The sequence below is a fragment of the Mycobacterium venezuelense genome, from assembly GCF_054919535.1.
This window is the reverse complement of the sequence record NZ_JBONDW010000017.1, coordinates 104,435-126,276: the sequence shown is the minus strand read 5'-3', so window position 1 is coordinate 126,276 and position 21,842 is coordinate 104,435. Positions and strand designations below refer to the sequence as shown.

General features: G+C 67.1%; 13 protein-coding genes. 6 read left to right on the top strand and 7 right to left on the bottom strand.

The genetic code is table 11. The features are described 5' to 3' along the window. Positions 1-693: 693 nt before the first annotated feature. Positions 694-918, bottom strand: a complete 225-nt coding sequence (locus ACRCUN_RS25100) for a DUF3618 domain-containing protein (protein ID WP_462144327.1) — start codon at positions 916-918, stop codon at positions 694-696. A 105-nt stretch (positions 919-1,023) separates the two neighbouring features. Here ACRCUN_RS25100 and bcp point away from each other — a divergent pair, with 105 nt between their 5' ends. Continuing rightward, complete coding sequence (gene bcp / locus ACRCUN_RS25095; RefSeq protein ID WP_462144326.1) at positions 1,024-1,497, top strand: thioredoxin-dependent thiol peroxidase; 474 nt, start codon at positions 1,024-1,026, stop codon at positions 1,495-1,497. A 14-nt stretch (positions 1,498-1,511) separates the two neighbouring features. On the opposite strand, the gene ACRCUN_RS25090 is transcribed toward bcp, so the two are convergent. The 4 genes from ACRCUN_RS25090 to ACRCUN_RS25075 all read right to left on the bottom strand — a co-directional run bounded on the left by ACRCUN_RS25090 (position 1,512) and on the right by ACRCUN_RS25075 (position 13,581). Continuing rightward, positions 1,512-2,510, bottom strand: a complete 999-nt coding sequence (locus ACRCUN_RS25090) for a calcium/sodium antiporter (RefSeq protein ID WP_462144325.1) — start codon at positions 2,508-2,510, stop codon at positions 1,512-1,514. Positions 2,511-2,512: 2 nt separating this feature from the next. Continuing rightward, positions 2,513-3,844, bottom strand: a complete 1,332-nt coding sequence (locus ACRCUN_RS25085; protein WP_462144324.1) for a dipeptidase — start codon at positions 3,842-3,844, stop codon at positions 2,513-2,515. A gap of 101 nt (positions 3,845-3,945) precedes the next feature. Continuing rightward, positions 3,946-4,338, bottom strand: a complete 393-nt coding sequence (gene acpS / locus ACRCUN_RS25080; protein WP_462144323.1) for a holo-ACP synthase AcpS — start codon at positions 4,336-4,338, stop codon at positions 3,946-3,948. 9 nt (positions 4,339-4,347) lie between these two features. After that, positions 4,348-13,581: a fatty acid synthase subunit beta domain-containing protein gene (locus ACRCUN_RS25075; protein WP_462144322.1), complete on the bottom strand. Its 9,234-nt coding sequence runs from the start codon at positions 13,579-13,581 to the stop codon at positions 4,348-4,350. Between the two features lie 700 nt (positions 13,582-14,281). On the opposite strand from ACRCUN_RS25075, the gene ACRCUN_RS25070 reads away from it, so the two are divergent. Genes ACRCUN_RS25070 through ACRCUN_RS25055 form a run of 4 tightly spaced genes read left to right on the top strand, consistent with a single transcriptional unit; the run spans position 14,282 to position 18,203 of the window. Next, the gene (locus ACRCUN_RS25070; protein WP_462144321.1) at positions 14,282-15,370 is read left to right on the top strand and encodes an ABC transporter ATP-binding protein; all 1,089 of its coding nucleotides are present in this window, start codon (positions 14,282-14,284) and stop codon (positions 15,368-15,370) included. A 24-nt stretch (positions 15,371-15,394) separates the two neighbouring features. Beyond that, complete coding sequence (locus ACRCUN_RS25065) at positions 15,395-16,585, top strand: ABC transporter substrate-binding protein (protein WP_462144320.1); 1,191 nt, start codon at positions 15,395-15,397, stop codon at positions 16,583-16,585. Then, positions 16,564-17,403: an ABC transporter permease gene (locus tag ACRCUN_RS25060; protein WP_462144319.1), complete on the top strand. Its 840-nt coding sequence runs from the start codon at positions 16,564-16,566 to the stop codon at positions 17,401-17,403. The genes ACRCUN_RS25065 and ACRCUN_RS25060 overlap by 22 nt, the downstream gene beginning before the upstream one ends. Further along, the gene (locus ACRCUN_RS25055) at positions 17,403-18,203 is read left to right on the top strand and encodes an ABC transporter permease (protein WP_067847606.1); all 801 of its coding nucleotides are present in this window, start codon (positions 17,403-17,405) and stop codon (positions 18,201-18,203) included. The genes ACRCUN_RS25060 and ACRCUN_RS25055 overlap by 1 nt, the downstream gene beginning before the upstream one ends. Before the next feature lie 35 nt (positions 18,204-18,238). On the opposite strand, the gene ACRCUN_RS25050 is transcribed toward ACRCUN_RS25055, so the two are convergent. Then, positions 18,239-18,841, bottom strand: a complete 603-nt coding sequence (locus ACRCUN_RS25050) for a MerR family transcriptional regulator (protein WP_462144318.1) — start codon at positions 18,839-18,841, stop codon at positions 18,239-18,241. A gap of 308 nt (positions 18,842-19,149) precedes the next feature. Here ACRCUN_RS25050 and ACRCUN_RS25045 point away from each other — a divergent pair, with 308 nt between their 5' ends. After that, on the top strand, positions 19,150-20,418 hold the full coding sequence (locus ACRCUN_RS25045; RefSeq protein ID WP_462144317.1) for an MFS transporter: 1,269 nt from the start codon (positions 19,150-19,152) through the stop codon (positions 20,416-20,418). Here the strand turns inward: ACRCUN_RS25045 and ACRCUN_RS25040 are convergent. Then, entirely contained in the window at positions 20,403-21,623 is a 1,221-nt protein-coding gene (locus ACRCUN_RS25040) for a low temperature requirement protein A (protein ID WP_462144374.1), read from the bottom strand. The genes ACRCUN_RS25045 and ACRCUN_RS25040 overlap by 16 nt on opposite strands. Positions 21,624-21,842: the final 219 nt, after the last annotated feature.

The following is a 21,842-nucleotide window of genomic DNA, read 5'->3' as shown; positions in this document are numbered from 1 at the left end:
CCAGCCCGCAGCGCGCATCCAGCAAATTTCTCGCAGTACGTCCGAGCTCGCTTGCCACCCTAGCCGGTACCGCGAAGGCGCGCGCATGCAGGGTCGGCACAGGGAGGCCCGCCCGAGAGCATGCGGCGTTCGCTGGCCGCCTTGCCGGAACATTCGGCCGACGCAGTGCACACCCCGGCCTCAGGCCGGCTCTCCCCTTTGCAGAAAGCCCGGCGGGTCGTGTACCGCCAGATTCTTGCCGATACCGCAGAAAATGTGCCAAGGACGGAGCCGCCGAGCGGCAGTAGCCGACGATGGACACCTCGTTGACGTATACGTAAGTTACTGCCTACAATCCGGCTGGGATTACATATGCTGGTCAGCCACCAGACAAGCTGCTAAACTCAAGTTAGCTGAGTCTCGATGATTCGGCACTGCGCGGCAGTGATGCCGAGATACGAGGTATTAGCTGATGACCACCGCCGGGGGCGCGAACCCCACGCCGTCGTCAACCTCCGCTTTTGTTGCTGCCGACCAACCGCTGATGGTCCATAGCTGCAGGCGTCTCGGACGCGTCGCCAATCCCCCGAGTTTCTCGCTGACTGACTGGCTCCTGCCCGGTCGTCGGCGCTGAGACGAACACGTCAATAACACAACGGCCGGTAGCGGATCACACACCGCACCGGCCGTTGGGCTAACTGCTTCTCGGGATCGTCAGCGTTTGATGCGTCGGACCGTGACGACGACGACCAGAGCGCCGAAACCCGCGAGCGAGGCGGCCACGACGGGCTTCTTGACGAACCTGATCACCGCCGCCTTGACGTCGTCGGCCAAACGCTGCGGGTTGGCGCGTTCTGCCAGCGAGTCGACAGTCAACGCCAATTGATCGCGGGCCTTGTCGATGTCCTGCTTGATCGTCTCCGGATCGCGGTTCGCCACTGTTTGCTCCTCTAAGCCGCTCCATGTCGTGCTGCCCTGCCGCACTACCCTAGATCAGCCGGCACCGTGTCGACGGCACCGGCCGACAAGAAGGGATACCCGCGCATGCCGCCAACCCCCCGCCTGCAGGTGGGTGACACCGCCCCCGCGTTCAGTCTGCCCGACGCCGATGGCAACACCATCAAGCTCGCCGACTACAAGGGCCGCAAGGTGATCGTGTACTTCTACCCGGCCGCGTCCACCCCGGGTTGCACCAAGCAGGCCTGCGACTTTCGCGACAGCCTCGCCGAACTCAACGGCGCCGGGCTCGACGTCATCGGGATCTCCCCCGACAAGCCCGCCAAACTGGCCAAGTTCCGCGACGCGGAAGGCCTCACATTTCCGTTGCTGTCCGATCCCGACCGCGAGGTGCTGACGGCCTGGGGCGCGTACGGCGAAAAGACGATGTACGGCAAAACCGTTCAGGGCGTGATCCGCTCGACGTTCGTCGTCGACGAGAAGGGCAAGATCGAGGTCGCACAGTACAACGTGCGCGCCACCGGTCACGTTGCCAAGCTCCGTCGGGACCTATCGGTCTAGGCGGCTTCGTCGCGTCACGCCTGCGTGCTCAGCAGGAACGCCAGGTAAAGCAGGTAGGCCACAACCATTCCGAAACCCTCGGCGCGGTGTACTCGACGCCCCGAGAAGAAGATCGGTATGCAAACCAAAGCGGCCACCATCATGATCGGGATGTCAATCCACACCAGGGCCGGACTAAGGGTCAAGCCGTACGCGGGCACTAGGCACGTGACGCCCAGGATGAGCAAAACGTTGTAAACAGTGCTGCCCAGCAGATTTCCGAGCGCGATGTCGCGTTCACCACGCACAGTGGAGACGAGCGTCGTCACCAACTCGGGCGCCGAGGTGCCGATCGCGACGATGGTGAGACCGATGAGGGCGTCAGATACGCCTAAACCCCTTGCCAATCCGACTGCGCCATCGACAAGCCACTCGGCACCTAGGACGACGACGCCGATCCCGGCCACCGTCATCGCAATGAGGCGTGCGGTGCTCGCGCTGGAAGGCGGTGGCGAGGCATCAGCGCTCACCGGGTCCGCCTCGCCGAGATGCGGTCGTGCCGGTGGAATTTCGGCATCACAGCTCTCCTGCCTCGACAGGTAGGCCAGGATCGCGGTGTACACCAGCGCACCGACCACGAGAATGGTGCCGTCGAGACGAGACAACACACCATCTGCCGAGAGCGCCCACAGCAGCACCGCAGCCGCGGCCATGGCAGGCAGATCGAAGCGCAGCGTCCGGCGTTCAATGGCCAATGGCCGCAGCAGGGCACTCAAGCCGAGAATGAACAGGACGTTGACGACGTTTGTGCCGGCAATGTTGCCGACGGCCAATTCGCCACTGCCCTCGACCGCCGCGGTGACTCCAACGGCAAGCTCAGGCAGGCTCGTCCCGATGGAAACCACCGTCAATCCGACCATCATCGGGCTGATCCCGAGCCGCGACGCGAGTTGTGCGCCGCCACGAACCATCACTTCCGCGCCGAAGGCCAGCGCGATCAGGCCCGCCAGAAACCAGCCCGCGTTGCCGGCCACGGTCAGTGCGCGCCCAGTTTCTCCAACAGGAGCGCCTCGGCCGTCGCAGCCCGCTCCAGTACGCCAAGGTGCAGGCTCTCGTTGATGCTGTGTGCCTGGGTGCCGGGGTCTTCCACCCCGGTAACCAGGATCGTGGCCTGCGGGAAGGCGGTCGCGAACTCGGCGATGAACGGGATCGATCCGCCCATCCCCATGTCCACCGGATCGGTGCCCCAGGACTCGCGAAACGCTGCGCGGGCAGCCTCATATACCGGACCCGTCGCATCGATCGCGTAGGGCTGGCCGACATCGCCGGGCGTGACGGTCACGCGTGCACCCCACGGCGCATGCTGTTCAAGATGACGGGTCAGCGCCTCGAGATGAGCGCGAGCGTCTCCGCCGGGCGCCACCCGCATGCTGACCTTGGCCCGTGCTCGCGGGATGAGAGTGTTCGACGACTTGTCGATCGGCGTGGTGTCGATCCCGATGACCGTGATGGCGGGCTTGGCCCAAAGTCGTTGCACCACTGAGCCAGAACCGATCTGGGCGACGCCGTCCAGCAACCCGGACTCAGCGCGCACCCAGTCGTCGCCGCGATCGACGTCGGCCGCATCACCCTGGTGCAGGCCGGCCACGGCGACGTTGCCCTCGTCATCGTGCAGGCTTGCCAGCAGGCGCACGAGCACGCTCAGCGCGTCGGGCACCACGCCACCCCACAGGCCCGAGTGCAGGCCGTGGTCGAGCGTCGCCACCTCGACGACACAGTCGGCCAATCCGCGCAGCGATACGGTCAGTGCGGGGATGTCGGTGCTCCAGTTGTCGGAGTCGGCGATGACGATGACATCGGCTCGCAGCGCCTCTTTGTGCGCGGCCAGCAGGGCGCCCAGCGAGGGTGAACCGGATTCCTCTTCACCTTCGACGAACACCGTCACGCCGACCGGCGGCTTGCCGTCGAACGCTCTGATTGCGGCGAGATGTGTTGCGATGCCGGCTTTGTCATCGGCGGTGCCGCGGCCGTAGAGCCGGCCGTCGCGCTCCGTGGGTTCGAATGGCGCGGAACTCCACTGTGCCGGGTCACCTTCGGGCTGTACATCGTGGTGGGCGTACAGCAGCACGGTCGGCGCCCCGTCCGGTGCCGGGAAATGCGCGATGACGGCCGGTGCGCCGCCTTCGCTGACGATCCGGACATCAGGGAAACCGGCTTCGGACAACAGCTTCGCCACCGCTTCGGCGCTGCGGTGCACCTCGTCCCGCCTGGCCGGGTCGGCCCACACCGATTGAATGCGGACCAGATCCTCCAGATCTGATCGCACCGACGGCAATACCCGCTGCACCCGTTCCACGACATCGCTCATGGTGACGACATTAGCCGCACTGTCGAATGCCACGAGTGTGCATGAAATGCTGCCCGATCACGGCGTGTCGGGCAGCAGACACGCACGCTCGCGGTGCGGGGCTAGGGCTCCTCGATGATGGCGACCGCGGCGGCGGTGTCGGCCTCGTGCGTGAGCGACACATGGATGGTGACGCTTTCGAGGTGCTTGGCGATGTCCCCGGACAACCGCACCTTCGGGCGCCCCCACATGTCGGTCACGACCTCGATGTCGCGGTGGATCCCTTCCGGCAACGCCGGACGCTTCGAGAACCGCGAACTCGACCAGGCCTTGATGACGGCCTCTTTGGCTGCCCACCGAGCCGCCAGGTGCCGGGCCGCCGACGAACTCTTGTCCGCGGCGTCCCGGCGCTCACCTGGCGTGAACGTCTCGGCGAAAACCGTTCCCGGCCGATCGACCTGCTCGGCGAACTCCGGTATGGAAACCAGATCGATGCCTACTCCGACTATCGCCACGCACCGACCCTAGCCGACGTAGAGATCGTCTTCGCCGAGGCGGGCGTCGACGTTCAGCAACATCGCTGCTTCCTGGCGCTTCTCCGGCACGTCGTGATCGAACCGGCGATCGGCAGGCTTCTCGTACATCGGGCGCCCACCGGCGATGGCCGAGGCCAACCGGCGCTGACCGGCCAGCGTGCGTTGCTCGGCCCGCTTGCGGTAGTCCTCGCGCTCCGCCGGATCCAGTGCCGCGATGAACGCCTCCGGGTGCACCAGTGCGATCAGACCCGACACGTGACCGAAGCCGAGGCTCGTGACCAGACCGGCCTTGAGCGGGAACTTGCCGCGCAGGTCGAGGGCCTCGCGCACCCAGACGAAGTGGCCCGAGGTGGCCAGCTCGTCGTCGACGCAGTCCAGGCTGCGGTTCGGCGGAATGACGCCGTCCCGCAGGATCTGGCACAGACCCATCATCTGGAACACCGCCGCGCCGCCCTTGGCGTGCCCGGTCAGCGTCTTCTGGCTGACGATGAACATCGGCGCGCCAGCGGAACGGCCCATCGAGTCCGCGAGCCGCTCGTGCAGCTCGGTCTCGTTGGGGTCGTTGGCCAGCGTCGATGTGTCGTGCTTGGAGATCACCGCGATGTCGTCGGCTCCGACGCCCAGCTTGGCCAGCGACCGGGCCAGCACCGAATCCTTGCCGCCGCGACCGGCGCCGAGGGCACCGAGACCGGGGGCCGGGATCGAGGTGTGGACGCCGTCGGCGAAGCTCTGCGCGTAGCCGACCACGGCCAGCACCGGCAGACCCATCTTGGCCGCCAGGTCACCGCGGGCCAGCAGGATGGTGCCACCACCCTGTGCCTCGAGGAAGCCGAGCCGGCGACGATCGTTGGCGCGGGAGAACTTCGAGTCGCTGATGCCCTTGGCCCGCATCATCTCGGTGTCGGCGGTGGCCGCCATGTCACCGAAGCCGATGATGGCCTCCAGCGTCAGATCGTCGAAGCCGCCTGCCACCACGAGGTCAGCCTTGCCGAGGCGGATCTTGTCCACACCTTCCTCGACCGAGACTGCCGCGGTGGCGCACGCGCCGACCGGGTGGACCATCGCGCCGTAGCCACCGACGTAGCTCTGCATGACGTGTGCCGCAACGACGTTCGGCAGCACCTCCTGCAGGATGTCGTTCGGCTTGGCCCGGCCGAGCAGGTTGCCGTGATACATGGTCTGCATCGAGGTCATGCCGCCCATGCCGGTGCCCTGCGTGGAGGCCACCGAGCTGGGGTGCACCCAGCGCATGAGCTCGGTCGGGGTGAAGCCCGACGACAGGAACGCGTCGACGGTCGCCACGATGTTCCAGAGCGCGACCCGGTCAATGGAATTGGCCATGTCCGGGGTGATGCCCCACACCGTGGGGTCGAAGCCCGTGGGGATCTGGGCGCCGACCGTGCGCGACAGCTTCGTCTTGCGCGGAACCCGAATCTCGGTGCCCGCCTTGCGGATCACCTGCCAGTCACTGGAGTCCGGCACCGGGCGGGCCACGGTGTGCTCGGGATCGAAGGACACGAACGCCCGCGCGTCGGCCTCGCTGGACACCACGAAGCTGAAGTCCTTGTCCAGGAACACGCTCACCAGCAGCGGCGACGCGTGATCGGGATCGATCGCGCCGTCGTCGACGAACTCGCGGATACCGCACCGCTCCACCACGGCATCGTGGTAGCGCTCCACGATCTCCGATTCGGGAACCAGCTCACCGGTTTCGCTGTCGTACCAGCCGGCCTTGGGATCGTCCTCCCACTTGACCAGACCCGTCGTCCACGCCAGCTCCAGCACACCGGCCGCCGAGAGCTCGCCCGAGACCTCCATCTCGAAGCGGGTGCGCGACGAACCGTACGGCCCGAGCTCGGCACCGCCGACGATGACCACCAGATCGGCCGGGTCGACGTCGAGGTCGTCCCAGACCGGCGCCGGAGCCGGGTCGTAGCCGCGCGGCGGGGACGGCAGCGCGGCGATCGTTCCGCTTGCCTCGTCCTCGTCCTCGTCGGCAGCAGAACCCGACATTTCCTCGCGGGCCTTGGCAGCCAGCTCGGCCATGTCGATCTTGATGTCGCCCAGACCGCCGGTCAGATCAGCCTTGATCGGCGAATTCGCCGCGGCCACCTTCGATTCCACCGTGCAGAGGTCGAGCAGCATGGCCGCCATCTCCGCAGAGGTGTAGGTGGTCACGCCGGCCTCTTCGACCGCACTGACGATGGCGTCGTTATGACCCATCAGGCCGGTGCCCTTGGTCCAGCCGATCAGCGCATGCGCGAGGCTGACCCGCTCGGCCCACGAGGCCTCGGCGCTCCAGCGGTTCACGAGTGCGTCGAGCGCCGACTTGGACTCGCCGTAGGCACCGTCACCGCCGAACATGCCGCGGTTCGGCGAGCCCGGCAGCACCACATGCAGACGCGACGCGATGTCGCGCTCGGCGCCGATCGTGGACAGCCCGCCGATGAGCCGCTGCACGGCCCACAGCAGAACCTTCATCTCCATCTCGGAACGCGAACCCACCTCCGACAGGTCCCCCGCCACGCGCGGCGCGGCGAACGGGAACAGCAGGGTCGGGGTCTGCGCATCCTTGAGGTGAATCGATTGCGGCCCAAGGCTTTCGATCTGCTCACTGCCGATCCAGTCGACGAGCGCGTCGATGTCGGAGTACGACGCCATGTTGGCGGGCACCACCCACAGCGTCGCGCCGAAGCGGGCGTTGTCGCGGTAGAGCTTCTTGTAGAACGCCAACCGGTCGTCGTCCAGGCGCGACGTCGTCGCGACCACGGTCGCACCGCCGTCGAGCAGCTGCCCGACGACCGCCGACGCGATCGACCCCTTCGACGCACCGGTCACCACCGCGACTTCGTCGCTGTAGCGGCCCTTGCCCGGGTTTTCCGCGCCGGCCGCGATCCGGCCGAACAGCGACGCGTGAACGTTGCGGCCGGCGGCCAGTGACTTGCCCTGCCACCAGTTCGCCTGCGTCGCAACGACATGCCCGGCACCTTCGAAGCGCTCGGACAGCTGCGGCCACTGCTCGTCGATCTCGTTCTCGTCGGCGAGCCACAGCTTGACCAGATCCTCACGGGCGCTGGCCCACCGGTCGTCGAACACGACGGCCTTGCGGGCATCGAACGCTGGCGCGACCAAACGCGGCCAGTCCGAACCGAGTTCGGAGGTGACCAGATCGACGAGCTCGGCGTCCGTCGCGGCTTCCGGTGTGCTGACTGCGTCGTCGAGTCCGAGCTGGCCGAGGACCAGCCGGGCCGCCGAAGCGAGCACACCGTCACGTCCGGTGACCTTCTCGGCGAACTCGCCGAGCGCGGCCGAATCGACCACGCCGCCACCGGCACCGCCTGCCGACGGCAGCGACACCGACACCCCGCGTCGTGCGGCAACGGCCGCGACCGCGGCGTCGATGACCTTGTCGACGCCTGCCGCATCCGGCAGTGCACCGGCGTGCAGGCCGCCCAGATCACCGCCGCGCACGCTGCTGCCCTCACGGGTGCCCAGCGCGACCTCGACGGTGACGTGCTTGGCCCAGCCCGGGCCGAGCTCCCACGTCTTGGTGACGCGCTCGGTGATGTAGGCCGGACGCTTGCCGGACGGCCCGAGGACCGTGCGCAGCTGATCGTTGATCGCGTCGGACAGCACCGGGCCGAACGGCTTGTAGGTACGGGCGAGCTTGCTCACCTGTCCCTTGAGCGCACCGAGGTCGGCCTCGGCCGCACCGTCGATCGCACCGAGGTTCAGCTCCGACCCCAGGTCGACCAGCAGCTGGTTGCGCCGTGACGACGCCCCGTCGGTGATGGACTCGATGGAGTCGAGCGCCTCGATCTGATCGATACGCATCTTGGCCGACAGCGCGATGAGTCCGACCGTGGCATCGGCCGCGTCGAACGTGATGTCGTCGGGCCGCGGGCCACCGGACGGGGCGGCAGGAGCCGCCGCGGGAGCCGGTGCCGCCTCGGCAGCCGGAGCGGCGTCCGCGGACGGGCTTGCCGGCTCTTCCGAGACCTCGGGCTCAGGCTCGGGGTCGGTGTCCGTCGCGAACAGCACCGCGGCGTCGCGCTCGCTGTTGAGCACCTCGACCGTGCTGTGCGAGTACTCGGGCAGCTTGAGCGTGTTGGTCGCGAGACCTGCCACGGTGGGCGCCGACTTCACGCCGATCTCGACGAACCGCTCGACACCGAGGCCGCCCGCGGCCTCTTCGATGAACAGCAGGTCCTGCGTCTCGATCCAGCGCACCGGGCTGGCGAACTGCCAGGCCAGCAACTCGATGACGATCTTGCGGCACAGCTCGGCCGGCTTCTCGTTACGCCAGGTGTCGTAGTCGGCGAGGATCTCGTCGAGCGGCTCGGCGGGCACGAGGTCCCGGATCTCCTGGACGAAATCCTTGTCCAGGGTGAACGGCCGGGGCACGAGGTTCGGGATGTACTTGCCGATGATCAGCTCGGGATCCTTGTCCCGCGGCATGACCCGCTCCAGGCTGCGGCGGAAGTCGGCCACACCGACCCGCAGCACCGAGGAGTGGAACGGCACGTCGATACCCGGAACGAGGATGAACGACCGCTTGCCGCCGCTGATTTCGCGACGCCGCTCGATCTCCTCCTCCAGGGCTTCGAGGCCGCGAACGGTGCCGGCGATCGCGTACTGCGAACCCCGCAGGTTGAAGTTCACGATCTCTAAGAACTCACCAGTATTCGCCGCGATTTGTGCGACGAAGCTCTTGACGTCGGCGTCGTCGAGATCGATCTGGCTCGGCCGGATCGCGGCCAGCCGGTAGTTGGAGCGCCCGAGCTCGTCGCGCGGCACGATGTCGTGCATCTTGCCGCCGCGCGCGAACACGACCTCAAGCAGTGCCTCGAGCTCGTACACGCCCGACACGCACGCCAGCGCGGTGTACTCACCGACGGAGTGGCCGCAGGCGATCGCGCCCTCGACGAAGGCACCCTGCTCGCGCATCTCGGCAACCTGCGCCGCCGCCACGGTAGCCATCGCGACCTGGGTGAACTGCGTCAGGTACAGCACGCCCTCGGGGTGCTGGTAATGGACACCGGACGCGATGAGGCTCGTCGGGTTGTCGCGCACGACGTGCAGCACCGAGAACCCGAGGGTCTCACGCGTGAATTTGTCGGCGCTGTCCCACACCTTGCGGGCAGCCTTGGACCGGGCGCGGACCTCCATGCCCATGCCCTTGTGCTGAATGCCCTGGCCGGGGAAGGCGTAGACGGTCTTGGGGGCGGCCAGCCGTGCGGTGGCAGCCATCACCAGCTCGCCGTTGACCTTCGCGGAGACCTCCAAAACCTCTGCGCCGACGTCGATTCCGACGCGGTCGACGCGGAAGTCCACATCGTCGCCCGGCTTGACCATGCCGAGGAATCGAGCGGTCCAGCCGACCAGCTTGGCCGGCGGGATCGGCTTGCCATCGGTGGCGGTGACGACATGCTGAGCGGCCGCGGACAGCCACATGCCGTGCACGATCGGCGATTCCAGGCCGGCCAGCAGCGCGGCCGCACGGTCGGTGTGGATCGGGTTGTGGTCACCGGAGACGACCGCGAACGGACGCATGTCGACCGGTGCACCGATCGTGACGTCACGCCGACGACGGCGCGGGGTGTCGGTCGCGTTGTCGGAGATCGCACCACCGGCGCGCACCGGGTCGGTCAGCTCGGCCTCACCGGTGCGGCCGCGGATCGCGAACCGCTCCTCGAGCTTGGCCAGCTCGGTGCCGTCAGCAGAAGTCACGGTCACCGAAACCGGAACCACACGACCCACCTCGGTGTCGGTGGCGGCCGAAGCGGTTGCGGTGACGGTCAATTCGGCCGGCTCGGCCGGCAGCGTCGCGAGCAGGTGAGCAGCGTGGTCGAGGTGCACCAGGCTCAGCAGGCCCTCGACGACGGGGAACCCGCTGTCGGTCACGGCGGAGCCGATCGCGGCGAACACCGCAGGCCAGCAGCGGCCGACGAGCGCGTCGGGGACGACGGTGAGCGTCGGCGCCAGCGGGGCGCCGAACGTCGCGGTGACACCGGTGTGGTCGGCGACCTGCTCGGGGTCCCACGCCACGGTGACAGTGGCGGCGCCGTCGGTGACCGGCGGCAGCGCATCCGGTCCGTCGACGCCGGCCGCGATGGCCAACACCGAACGCATCGCCTTCGCGGCGTCGTCGACCTCGACGATCGGGGCGCCACCACTGCGGATCGCATCGGTCAACGTGAAGCGGATCTCGATCCACGTTCCCGAAAGCGGCACGCTCAGCACGACGTGTGAATTATCGGCGACCTCGAGGCGGGCACCGGTGGAAGCATGTGTGGCCGAACGGTTCTCGTTAACCTGCCACTCGCCCGGCGCGGCGATCCGGTGTACCGGGTTGACGGCCATGCGACCGGCCCACAACACGTCAGGGGCGTCGAGCAGCACCGCCAGCGGCCCGGTCACGTCGGTGCGGCCCTGACGGCGCGAGATCACCGGCTGGGCGTCGCCGTTGGTGGCCAGCACCTCGTCGATCGCGGCCTGCTCGAAACGGTCGAGCAGTTCACCGACGGGCTCGTCGACGCGGGTGATGCCCGCGACGGCAGCGGTGCCGGGGATGACGCAGACCTGATCGGCGTCGTAACGGGCGTCGTGGGCCTGCCACAGCGAATCGCTGCGCCACCACCGGCGCACGTCCTTGTCGATGACCGGCACGAAGTTGACGGGCTTGCCCAGCGTCTTGCACAGCTCTACGAAGAACGGCACGTCGGCCGGGTGGAGCTGCACCGACGCGGCGTCCGGATAGGCGCCCACCAGCGCGGTCAGCGCGGCCTTCGGGTCCTCAAGCAGCCGCTCGTCGTCGAAGAGGGTTTCGATCGGGCCGAAATCCTGTGCGTGCAAACGTGCTTCGGCGCGCTTGAGCATCTGCTCGAAGCGGTCCCGCCACGTGATGTCCAGCCACTGCGAGTCGTCGCGCTTGGTGTCGGCGGTGCTGCTGCCGTCGCCGATGGCCAGCTCGACATAGCGACGCAGCCACTGCAGGTAGGTCATCTCGGCGACATCGCCGAAGTAGGGCTTGGCCGTGTTGGCCATCGCCGCGATGATCTCGTCGCGCCGCGCGGCGACCGCATCGGCGTCACCGGCGACCTCGTCGAGCAGCCGACCGCACCGCGATGCGGTGTTGTCGATCTCGTGGATGTCGGCGCCGAGCTGACTGCGCCCGGATGCCATGCCGTTCGCGGCTTTTCCGGCCCCCACCCAGGCCTCGGTGCCTTGGGTCTCCACCAGGAGCTGCTTGACCTGAGGACTCGTGGTGGCTTCGAGCGTGGCCATGGCGGCCGTGCCGACGAGGATGCCGTCGATCGGCATCAGGGGGTAGCCGTGGGTCGCCGACCAGCGGCCGGAGAGGTATTCCGCGGAACGTTCGGGCGTGCCGATGCCGCCGCCGACGCAGATCGTGATGTTGGCCCGCGACCGCAGCTCCGAGTAGGTGGCCAGCAGCAGGTCGTCGAGATCCTCCCACGAGTGGTGGCCACCGGCGCGGCCGCCCTCGATGTGCACGATCACCGGCTTGGTGGGCACCTCGGCCGCGATACGGATGACCGAACGGATTTGCTCGACGGTGCCCGGCTTGAACACGACGTGGCTGATGCCGATCTCGTTGAGCTCGTCGATCAGCTCGACGGCCTCTTCGAGGTCAGGGATGCCTGCGCTGACCACGACACCGTCGATCGGGGCGCCGGACTGGCGGGCCCGCTGCACCAGGCGCTTGCCGCCGACCTGCAACTTCCACAGGTACGGATCGAGGAACAGGGTGTTGAACTGGATGGCGCGGCCGGGCTCCAGCAAGGTGCCCAGCTCGGCGATCCGGTCGTTGAAGATCTGCTCGGTGACCTGCCCGCCGCCGGCCAGCTCGGCCCAGTGACCGGCGTTGGCCGCCGCGGCAACGATCTTGGCGTCGACGGTCGTCGGGGTCATCCCGGCGAGCAGGATCGGGGAACGTCCGGTGAGCCGCGTGAACTTCGTGGCGAGCTTCACCGAACCGTCGGGCAGCGACACCACGGTCGGGGCGTAGCTCGACCACGGGCGGGCCACCTCGGGCACCGCACCGACGGTGAACAGGTTGCGCTGACCGCCGCGGGTCGCGGCAGGCACGATGCCGATACCGAGGCCGCGGATGACCGGGGCCGTCAGGCGGGTCAGGATGTCGCCGGGGCCCAGGTCGAGGATCCACCGGGCGCCGGCGTCGCTGATCTCGGTGATCTCGTCGACCCAGTCGACCTGGCTGACCAGGATCGCCTCGGTCATGTCACGGGCGAGTTCGACATCGATGCCGACCGCCTCGGCCCAGCGGCCGACGATGTCGATGCCGTCGGACAGACGCGGGGTGTGGAACCCGACCTCGACCTGAACCGGGTCGAAGACCGGAGCGAAAACGGCGCCGCCGCGGACTTTGCTCTTGCGCTCGGCCTCTTCTTTCTCAGCGATCTGGTTGCAGTAGAGCTCGAAGCGCGACAGCTGCTCGGGTGTGCCCGTGATCACTACCGAACGGCGGCCGTTACGGATGGACAGCACCGGGGGCAGCACGGTGCGGACGTCGGCGGAGAACTCTTCGAGCAGTTCGTAGATTCGCTCGGGCTCGGCGTTGGTGACCGACACCATGGGCGGCCGGTCCCCCAGGACCGTGATTCCGCGGCGCCGGGCCACCAGGGTTCCCGCGGCGCCGATCAGCTGAGCCAGCGCGAGCAGTTCGACATCCTTGGCACCGTTGGCGGCGAGCGCCTCGACCGCCAGCACGCCCTGAGAGTGCCCTGCGACGGCCACCGGAGGCGTGGCGGCCAGATCCATTCCCTGGCGCGCCAGGGCGCGTACGGCGGCGATCTGGGTGAGCAGCACGCCGGGCACCGACACCGCGGCTGAGGTCAGCTGCTTGTCGGACGGCACCGGCTCCTCGGCCGCATGCGCGCGAACCCACTGCAGCGGCTCGAACCCGATGGGCCGGACGACGACGAGTTCTTTGGCCACCGGCTCAAGCAGCAATTCGGCCTCGCCGGCCAGGGTGGCCAGTTCGGCTTCGATGCCAGCCGACGACACCAGTTCCTCAAGCGTCTCCAGCCAGGCGCTGCCCTGGCCGCCGAAGGCGACGGCGTAGGGCTCGCCGGCGCTCAGCCGATCGACGAGCGCGTGGGTGGCTTCAGTCTGCGAACCGTCAGATCCGGACTCGTCGCTCCAACCGGCGGACACCCGGTCGTGTTCGTAGATCGTCACTGGCGCTATCTCCTCGTGCTGCTCTCGTGTTGTCGCGTGTGGCTTGTCGCGTGTCTGCGTGTGTCTGCGGCGTGGTCTCAGGGGGCGGCCTTGCTCCCCGGGCGTCAGGCCAACGGCGATTCAGCGTCGAATCCGGCGGGGCGAGGTCCGCCCGGGCGTGGGTGGTTCCGCTCGCAGTCCCGCCGTACTAAGAGTGGCATAAGAGCACACGGGGATTTTCCGGCCAGATTGGTTACTGGCGAGTTCTACGCATGGGTAACCGCCGGTAACGTAACACCGCGCCGAGTGGGGATCGAAGCCATTCGGGACAAACGTCCTGCATGCAGGTGGTTACGGTCGAGTAGCCATAACAGCGCAGATCAAAGCAGTATTGTTATCGAATCGTTATCTAAATTTTTCCCGCGGCAGAGTGCCTGGAAGACGGCCCTGACGGGTCAACATTCCGGGGCGTTCTGTCTAGCGAACCGTACTGGTTCTCAGCCATAGTTTGCTGGCAAGCCTTACTCGTCGGTAAGTTTTCAGCCCCACTGCCCATGGCGCGGCTTCGGGATGTAGTTGATGTCCACCCCGGCGCCATTGGCTCTGGTTACGGCGATCGCCCCAATCACCACATCCAACGCCACAGGTCACAGCGCCATCAATTTTCACAATTGACCGTCAATGGCCCCACGGTCCGACCGCGGGCTTCATACGATGAGCCATGCCCTCGGGGACGGTCAGCTCACCACTCGACCCGGCCGCCGAGACCACGCACACGACACCCGGCATCGAACTGCTCGGCGTCCGGAAAGTGTTCGGCGAGCACCGACACCCCGTGGTCGCCATCGATCACGCAGACCTCGAGGTCGACGACGGCGAACTGTTCGCGATCCTCGGGCCGTCCGGTTCGGGCAAGACCACGGTGCTGCGCATGATCGCCGGTTTCGAAGCACCCACCGCGGGCACGATCCGGTTGGGTGGACAGGACGTGACGACGACGCCCGCCCGCCACCGTGACGTCAACACGGTGTTCCAGGAGTACGCGCTGTTCCCGCACATGACGGTCGCGCAGAACGTCGAGTACGGCCTGCGGGTGCGTGGGGTCGCGAAAGCCGAGCGCAGGCGCCGCACAGCCGACGCCCTCGACATGGTGCGGCTGGCCGATCAGGCGGCACGGCGACCCGCGCAGCTGTCGGGCGGTCAGCGTCAGCGCGTGGCACTGGCCAGGGCGCTCATCGGCCGCCCGCGGGTGCTGCTGCTCGACGAGCCGCTCGGCGCACTCGATCTCAAACTCCGCGAGCAGATGCAAGTTGAACTCAAGTCGATCCAGCGCGACGTCGGGATCACGTTCGTCATCGTCACCCACGACCAGGACGAGGCACTGACCTTGTGCGACCGCTTGGCGGTGTTCAACAACGGACGGATCGAACAGGTCGGCAGGGCACGTGACGTCTACGAACATCCGGCCAACCGCTTTGTGGCCGATTTCGTCGGCACGTCCAACGTGCTCGACGGTTCAGCCGCCGCGGCGGTGTTCGGCCGCTCCGGCACGCTGGCGGTGCGTCCCGAGCGGATTGCCGTGCTGGACAACGAAACTCCGCCTGCCGTCGGTTGCCGGGCCGTTGCGGCGACGGTCACCGAGATCATCTACGCCGGCCCGCTCACCCGCGTCGTCGCCGCCACCACCGGCGGCATCGCGCTCAGCGCGAGCGTGCTCACGGCGAACACCGCGCTTCCGGCCGGCCTCGCCCACGGCTCACCGATCACGCTGTCGTGGCCGGAATCTGCCGTTCACCACCTTGACGATTGATCGACGACGAAAAAGGATCCGACGATGAAACGGCCTGCCCTGCACACCGGTCTGGTTCTCGCGGCCTGTGCGACCCTTGTGGTCGCGTGCGCGGGATCGCAGAGCCCGGGCGGCGAGAGCGGATCTCCCCCGGAGCTGGAACCGCTGAGCGCCGTCGGCGACGGCGAGGGACAGCTCAACCTGGTGGCGTGGGCGGGCTACGCCGAGGACGGTTCCAACGACAAGGCCGTCGACTGGGTGACGCCGTTCGAACAGGAGACGGGCTGCCAGGTCAACGTCAAGATCGGCAACACCTCCGACGAGATGGTGCAGCTGATGCGCAGCGGTCAGTACGACGGGGTATCGGCATCGGGCGACGCCACGCTCCGGCTCATCTATGCCGGTGACGTGGCACCGGTCAACACCGATCTGGTGCCCAACTACGAGACGATCTCGTCGTTCTTGAAAGACCAGCCGTGGAACTCGGTCGACGGGCAGATGTACGGCATCCCGCACGGCTGGGGCGCAAACCTGTTGATGTACAACGTCAACGTGGTGCGCGATGCACCGAACTCGTGGGCGGCGGTGTTCGACGATGCGAGCAAGTACAAGGGCAAGGTCACCGCCTACGACTCGCCGATCTACATCGCCGACGCGGCGCTGTACCTGTCGAAGACCAAACCCGAACTCGGTATCACCGACCCGTACTCGCTGACCTCCGAACAACTCGATGCCGCAACCGAATTGCTCAAGGCCCAGCGGGAGAACATCGGCGAGTACTGGTCGGATTACACGAAGGAGGTGCAGGCGTTCGAATCCGGGACCTCGGTGATCGGCACGAGCTGGCAGGTGATCGCCAACACGATCGGCGCCGACAACAAGGTTCAGGTCAACACCGTGCTGCCCAAGGAAGGATCCACGGGCTGGTCGGACACCTGGATGGTGTCGGCGAAGGCCGCCCATCCGAACTGCATGTACAAGTGGATGAACTGGATCTCGTCGCCGGAGATCAACGCCCAGGTCGCAGAGTACTTCGGCGAGGCGCCGGCCCAGACCAAGGCCTGCGAACACACCACGCAGAAGGACTTCTGCGACATCTACCACGCGACCGACGCCGAGTTCGCGTCCCGGATCCACTACTGGACCACCCCGCAGACGCAGTGCGTCGACGGCAGCGGCGACGACTGCACGGCCTACAGCGAGTGGGTCGACAAGTGGCAGCAGATCAAGGGGTGACCCGCCGCGTGCGGCTCGCGTTGCTGTTGACGCCGCCACTCGCCTGGCTTGCCGTGGCCTACCTCGGATCGCTTGCGGTTCTCCTGGTTTCGGCTTTCTGGAGCACCGATGAGTTCACCGGCGCCGTGGTCCGCACGTTCACCGGCGACAACATCGTGCGAGTCCTCACCGACGACGTGTTCCGCACCGCGGCGCTTCGCACCGTCGGCGTGGCGTTGACGGTCACCGTCGTCTGCGCGGTGCTCGCGGTGCCGATCGCGCTGTACATGGCCAAGGTCGCCACGGCGAGGCTGCGGCTGATGCTGGTGATCGCCGTGACGACGCCGCTGTGGGCAAGCTACCTGGTGAAGGCCTACGCGTGGCGCATGCTGCTGTCCCCGGAAGGGCCGCTGACGTGGGCGACGGGCTACACCCCCGGCTACGGTTTGATCGCCACCGTCATCACCCTCACGTACCTGTGGCTGCCCTACATGGTGATTCCGGTCTACGCCGCATTCGAACGCATACCGGACACTCTCGCCGACGCGAGCGCCGACCTGGGCGCATCGGACTTCGCGACGCTCCGAATGGTGCTGGCGCCATTGGTGTTTCCCGGCATCGCCGCCGGGTCGATCTTCACCTTCTCGTTGTCGCTGGGCGACTACATCGCCGTGACCATCGTCGGAGGCAAGACCCAGTTGATCGGCAACATCATCTACGGACAACTCGTCACCGCCAACAACCAGCCGCTGGCGGCGGCGTTGTCGATCATCCCGCTCGTGGCGATCGTGGCCTACCTGCTGGCGATGCGCCGCACCGGCGCGATGGAGAACGTCTGATGTTCTCGCCGACCGGGCGCCGGGCGTTGCGGATCTGGACCGCGGTGGTCCTTGTGTTCCTCTACACGCCGCTGCTGCTGGTTCTCGTCAATGCGTTCAACGCATCCCGGACTTTCGCCTTTCCGCCGACCGGCTTCACCTGGGCGTGGTGGGCCGATGCCGCGCGTAGCACCGGAATGTGGAAGGCGCTGGCCAATTCCGTCGTGGTCGGGTTGGGTGCGACCGCCATCGCCCTGGTGCTCGGGACGATGATCGCGTTCGCGGTGCAGCGCTACCGGTTCTTCGGCCGCAGCGCGGTGAGTTTCCTCGTGGTGCTTCCCATCACGCTCCCCGGCATCGTCACGGGTATCGCGCTGAACGCGACGTTCACCTCGGCGCTGGCGATGACACTGGGTTTGGCCACCGTGATCATCGGCCATGCCACGTTCTGCATCGTCATCGTGTTCAACAACATCGCGGCCCGGCTGCGCCAGATGGGCACGAGCCTGCAGGACGCGTCTGCCGATCTGGGCGCGTCGTCCTGGCAGACGTTCCGGTTCGTCACGTTGCCGATGGCGCGTGGCGCGCTGGTGGCCGGCGCCATTCTGGCGTTCGCCTTGTCGTTCGACGAGATCGTGGTGACGACGTTCACCGCGGGACCTACCGTGCAGACCCTGCCGATCTGGATCTTCTCGAATTTGTTCCGGCCGAACCAGGCTCCGGTGATCAATGTGGTGGCGGCCGCGCTCACTGTGCTGGCGATCATTCCGGTGTGGCTTGCCGGACGGTTCGGCGGCGATCCCGGCACGCGGGGCGCGTAGACCGTTCGGCCGATACCCCAACCGAATCTGCGGGGTTATTCGGCCGCGGCGAGCCGCTGTTTCAGGGCTCGGTCGAGACTGTCGGCGACGACGGTCTTCGCGAGCTCGCGACTGCCGGGCGGTGTCGCGCCTTGCGTGAGTGCTGTCGCGGTCAGGTCGGCCAGGCCGTTGACCGCGGCGACGGTCGATTTGGCGACCTGCACCATCGTGCGGACATACGACCGCCGATCGCTCGCATGCTCGATGAGGTCACCCAATGCCGGATCGGTCAGCACCACCGAACCGTCGGAGACCTCGGCCAGTCCGCAGTCGACGAGCGCGCGGGCGTCGTCTCCAGCCGGGTCCATCTCAAGCGTGACCGTCTGTGTGCCGAGCTCGGTGCGCTCGATCCCGAGGATGTCGGCGAGGTCCTGGCCGCGGCGCAGACTGTCGAAGAACTCGGCGATGTGAGCGGAGTTGTATCCCTTGCCCAGTAGCTGACTGATCGCGTTCAACTGCGCCAGGTGCGGTTCGCCGTAATATGCCGAGCGTCCGACGCGACGCGGCGGATCGAGTAACCCGCGCTCCCGGTATGCCCGGATATTGCGGGGGCTGACGCCGGACAAACGCGCCAGGTCCTCCAGGCGATACTCAGCCAACCCGACGCCGCCCACGCCGACTTGAACAGCAATTCATACCGACACCCTACCTTCGGCCGAACGTTGCGAGCGAATTTGCAACCACTCTAGGCCATCCCCTCGCTGACCAATAGGCAAAGCTTTTATCTGCACGAATGTAGATTTATCCGCACCTAGCTCCACATCGTTGTGCAATTCCAGCCAACTCGTGAAGTGATTCGCCCGGGCACGGTGAGTGAATTCACCCCGACCGAATTGGAATCCCGGGCCGGTCCTGGGCGACGATGGATCAGGACATTAAGACAAATCTGCTCGGCGAAAGGCTCCGTGTGCGTCCCTGGATCGTTTGGACCACCGGACTACTCGCCTACATCGTCGCCGTGCTCGACCGGACCACTCTCGGCGTTTCCGGCCTGCAGGCCGCCGACAGGTTTGCCGCCAACCCGAGTGTGCTGTCGACGTTCGTCGTTCTCCAGGTCGTGGTCTACGCCTGCGCCCAGGTACCCGCCGGGGTACTGCTGGACCGGTTCGGTTCGCGAGTGCTCATCGTCTCCGGTGCGGCGTTGATGGCCTCCGGCCAACTGGTCCTGGCACTCAGTGAGTCACTGCCGGCCGCGCTCGCTGCGCGCGCGATCGTCGGCCTGGGCGACGCGGTCACCTTCATCTCGGTGTTGCGCCTCGTACCGCACTGGTTCAAACCCTCCCAGGTGCCGTTGCTGACCCAGCTGACCGGCATCTGCGGACAACTCGGCCAGGTGCTCTCGGCGGTGCCGTTCCTGGCGCTGCTCACCGCGGCCGGCTGGACCCCCGCGTACCTGTCGGTGGGCGCGTTCGGATTGCTGGCGATGGCGTTGGCGTTCGCGTTGGTGCGCAACACCCCGCACGGCTCCGTGGTGGCTGCTGAGACCACCACCGTGCGCGACACGTTGGCCAGCGTGCGGACCGTGTGGCTGCGCCCCGGAACCCGGCTGGGCTTCTTCACCCACATGGGCACCCAGTTTTCGGTCACGGTGTTCGCGCTCATGTGGGGTGTGCCGTATCTGACCGTCGCGCAGGGACTTTCGACAACCGCGGCCGGCACGTTGCTGACCATCTCCGTGGTCACGGCGATTTCTGCGGGCATCGTCATCGGGATCTTCACCGGCCGTCATCCGCACCGCAGATCCCGCCTGGTGCTCGCGATCATCGCGAGCAACGCACTGGCCTGGACGGTGGTGCTGGCGCTGCCGGGCCCGGCTCCGCTGTGGCTGCTGCTGGTGCTCATCGTCGTCATCTCGGTCGGTGGCCCCGGTTCGATGGTCGGATTCGACTCCGCCCGCACGTTCAATCCGAGCGCGACCCTCGGCACCGCTCAGGGCATGGTGAACATGGGCGGTTTTCTGGCCGCGCTGCTGGTGATGCAGGCGATGGGCGTGATCCTGTCCCACGCCGGCAGTTACTCGTTCGAGTCGTTCCGGGTGGCCTGGACCGTGCAGTACGCGGTGTGGGTCCTGGCCACGATCGGCATTCTCATCACGCGGATGAAGGCCCGCCGACTGATGAAGGCCGAGCAGGAACGCATGCTGCTGGAGGGGTTCGAGGCTCACCCCTCACGTTGATCCGCCAGCCGCCTGGCGACTATTCGCCGGGCATGCCGATGGCCGATCACCTCGTAACCGACGACGACCACCACCGGCGCACCCGTCACCACGAGCAGACACAGGGCCATCGAAATGCCGGCCGAGGCCATCGCGACCGCTGCCCCCAACGCCACGCCGGCCAGCACCAGCAGCCCGGTGTGCAAGACATCGATTTCGCCGACAAGCACCGAGTAGATGACGAACATCCCCACGAGGTAGATCCCGACCGGTATCGCGACCGCGAGCACCGTGGCAACCGAATCCAGCTCGGAATGATCCTCGATGTAATAGGCGGCCACGTGCAGGCCGGCGCCGGTCGCCACGATCGACCCGAACACCACCAGATGCAGGTAGCCGTACCAGAACGACAGTCTCCGGTGGGCATGCAGAAGTTCCGCGGCCGGCACCAGGAAGTAGACCCACCACATGCCGAACGTCAGGCCGGTTCCGGCGATCACGAGCAGGATCGCATCGGTGGACCAGCCCTGCTCCCCGACCGCGGCCGTCAACGAGGCGACCGTGCCGACCACACCCTCGCCGAGCGCGATGATCGCGAGCAACCCGTACCGCTCGGCGATGTGATGGGCATGCCACGGCGTGCCGCCCATGCGCCGCTCGGCCAGGAACGGACCCGACACCTCCACCACGACGAGGACGGCCGCGGACAGGAAGAACACCAGAACCGACGTGTGGGCGAAGATCTGAACGATCCAGCCGATCTGCGCCACGACCACCGCGGCCGCATAGGTCAGGCACGCCGACCGATGTTCCGGATCCTGTTTGGCCGCCCGTAACCACTGCCCCACCAGGGCGACTCGCATCACCACGTAGCCGGCCACCAACACGGTGTTGTCGACGTGCCCGCCGTGCTCGACGGAGGCGAACAGCTGGGGCAGACCGAGCGCGAGGATGATGACGCCGACCATCTGCAGCATGGTCATCGCCCGGTACACCCAGTCGTCGGTGTCGAAGGCCGACGCGAACCAGGTGAAGTTCATCCACGCCCACCAGATCGCGAACGACGCGAACCCGAACGCCACCAACCCGGCGCCGACATGCCCTTCGGCCATCAAATGGGCCAACTGCGACGCGGCGACGCCGAAGGCGATCACGAACGTCAGGTCGAACAGCAGCTCCAACGGAGTGGCCACGCGGTGCTGCTCGTGTGGATCGCGTCCGGCCATCCGGTTCAGCCGGTGTACACGCACGGGGAGCTTCGGTTCGCTGTCGTTCACCTGGTCCGTCCCTTTTCTGTTCGCCCGCGGGAAGGCGGCCTCCCTCAGCCGTCAGGCCCCCCGCAACCGCTCCATTTCACCGCATAGTTGCCGCGCGCACACGGTTGCCGCCGCACGGGTCCCGCAGACGAAAAACGAGTAGTGCACTACTGGTGTCACAGCGACTGC

Bases quoted from the DNA above. Each gene is read 5' to 3' on its own strand.
- bcp (WP_462144326.1), top strand. From the start codon at position 1,024: ATGCCGCCAACCCCCCGCCTGCAGGTGGGTGACACCGCCCCCGCGTTC.
- ACRCUN_RS25065 (WP_462144320.1), top strand. From the start codon at position 15,395: ATGAAACGGCCTGCCCTGCACACCGGTCTGGTTCTCGCGGCCTGTGCG.
- ACRCUN_RS25070 (WP_462144321.1), top strand. From the start codon at position 14,282: ATGCCCTCGGGGACGGTCAGCTCACCACTCGACCCGGCCGCCGAGACC.
- ACRCUN_RS25040 (WP_462144374.1), bottom strand. From the start codon at position 21,623: ATGGCCGGACGCGATCCACACGAGCAGCACCGCGTGGCCACTCCGTTG.
- ACRCUN_RS25055 (WP_067847606.1), top strand. From the start codon at position 17,403: ATGTTCTCGCCGACCGGGCGCCGGGCGTTGCGGATCTGGACCGCGGTG.
- ACRCUN_RS25085 (WP_462144324.1), bottom strand. From the start codon at position 3,844: ATGAGCGATGTCGTGGAACGGGTGCAGCGGGTATTGCCGTCGGTGCGA.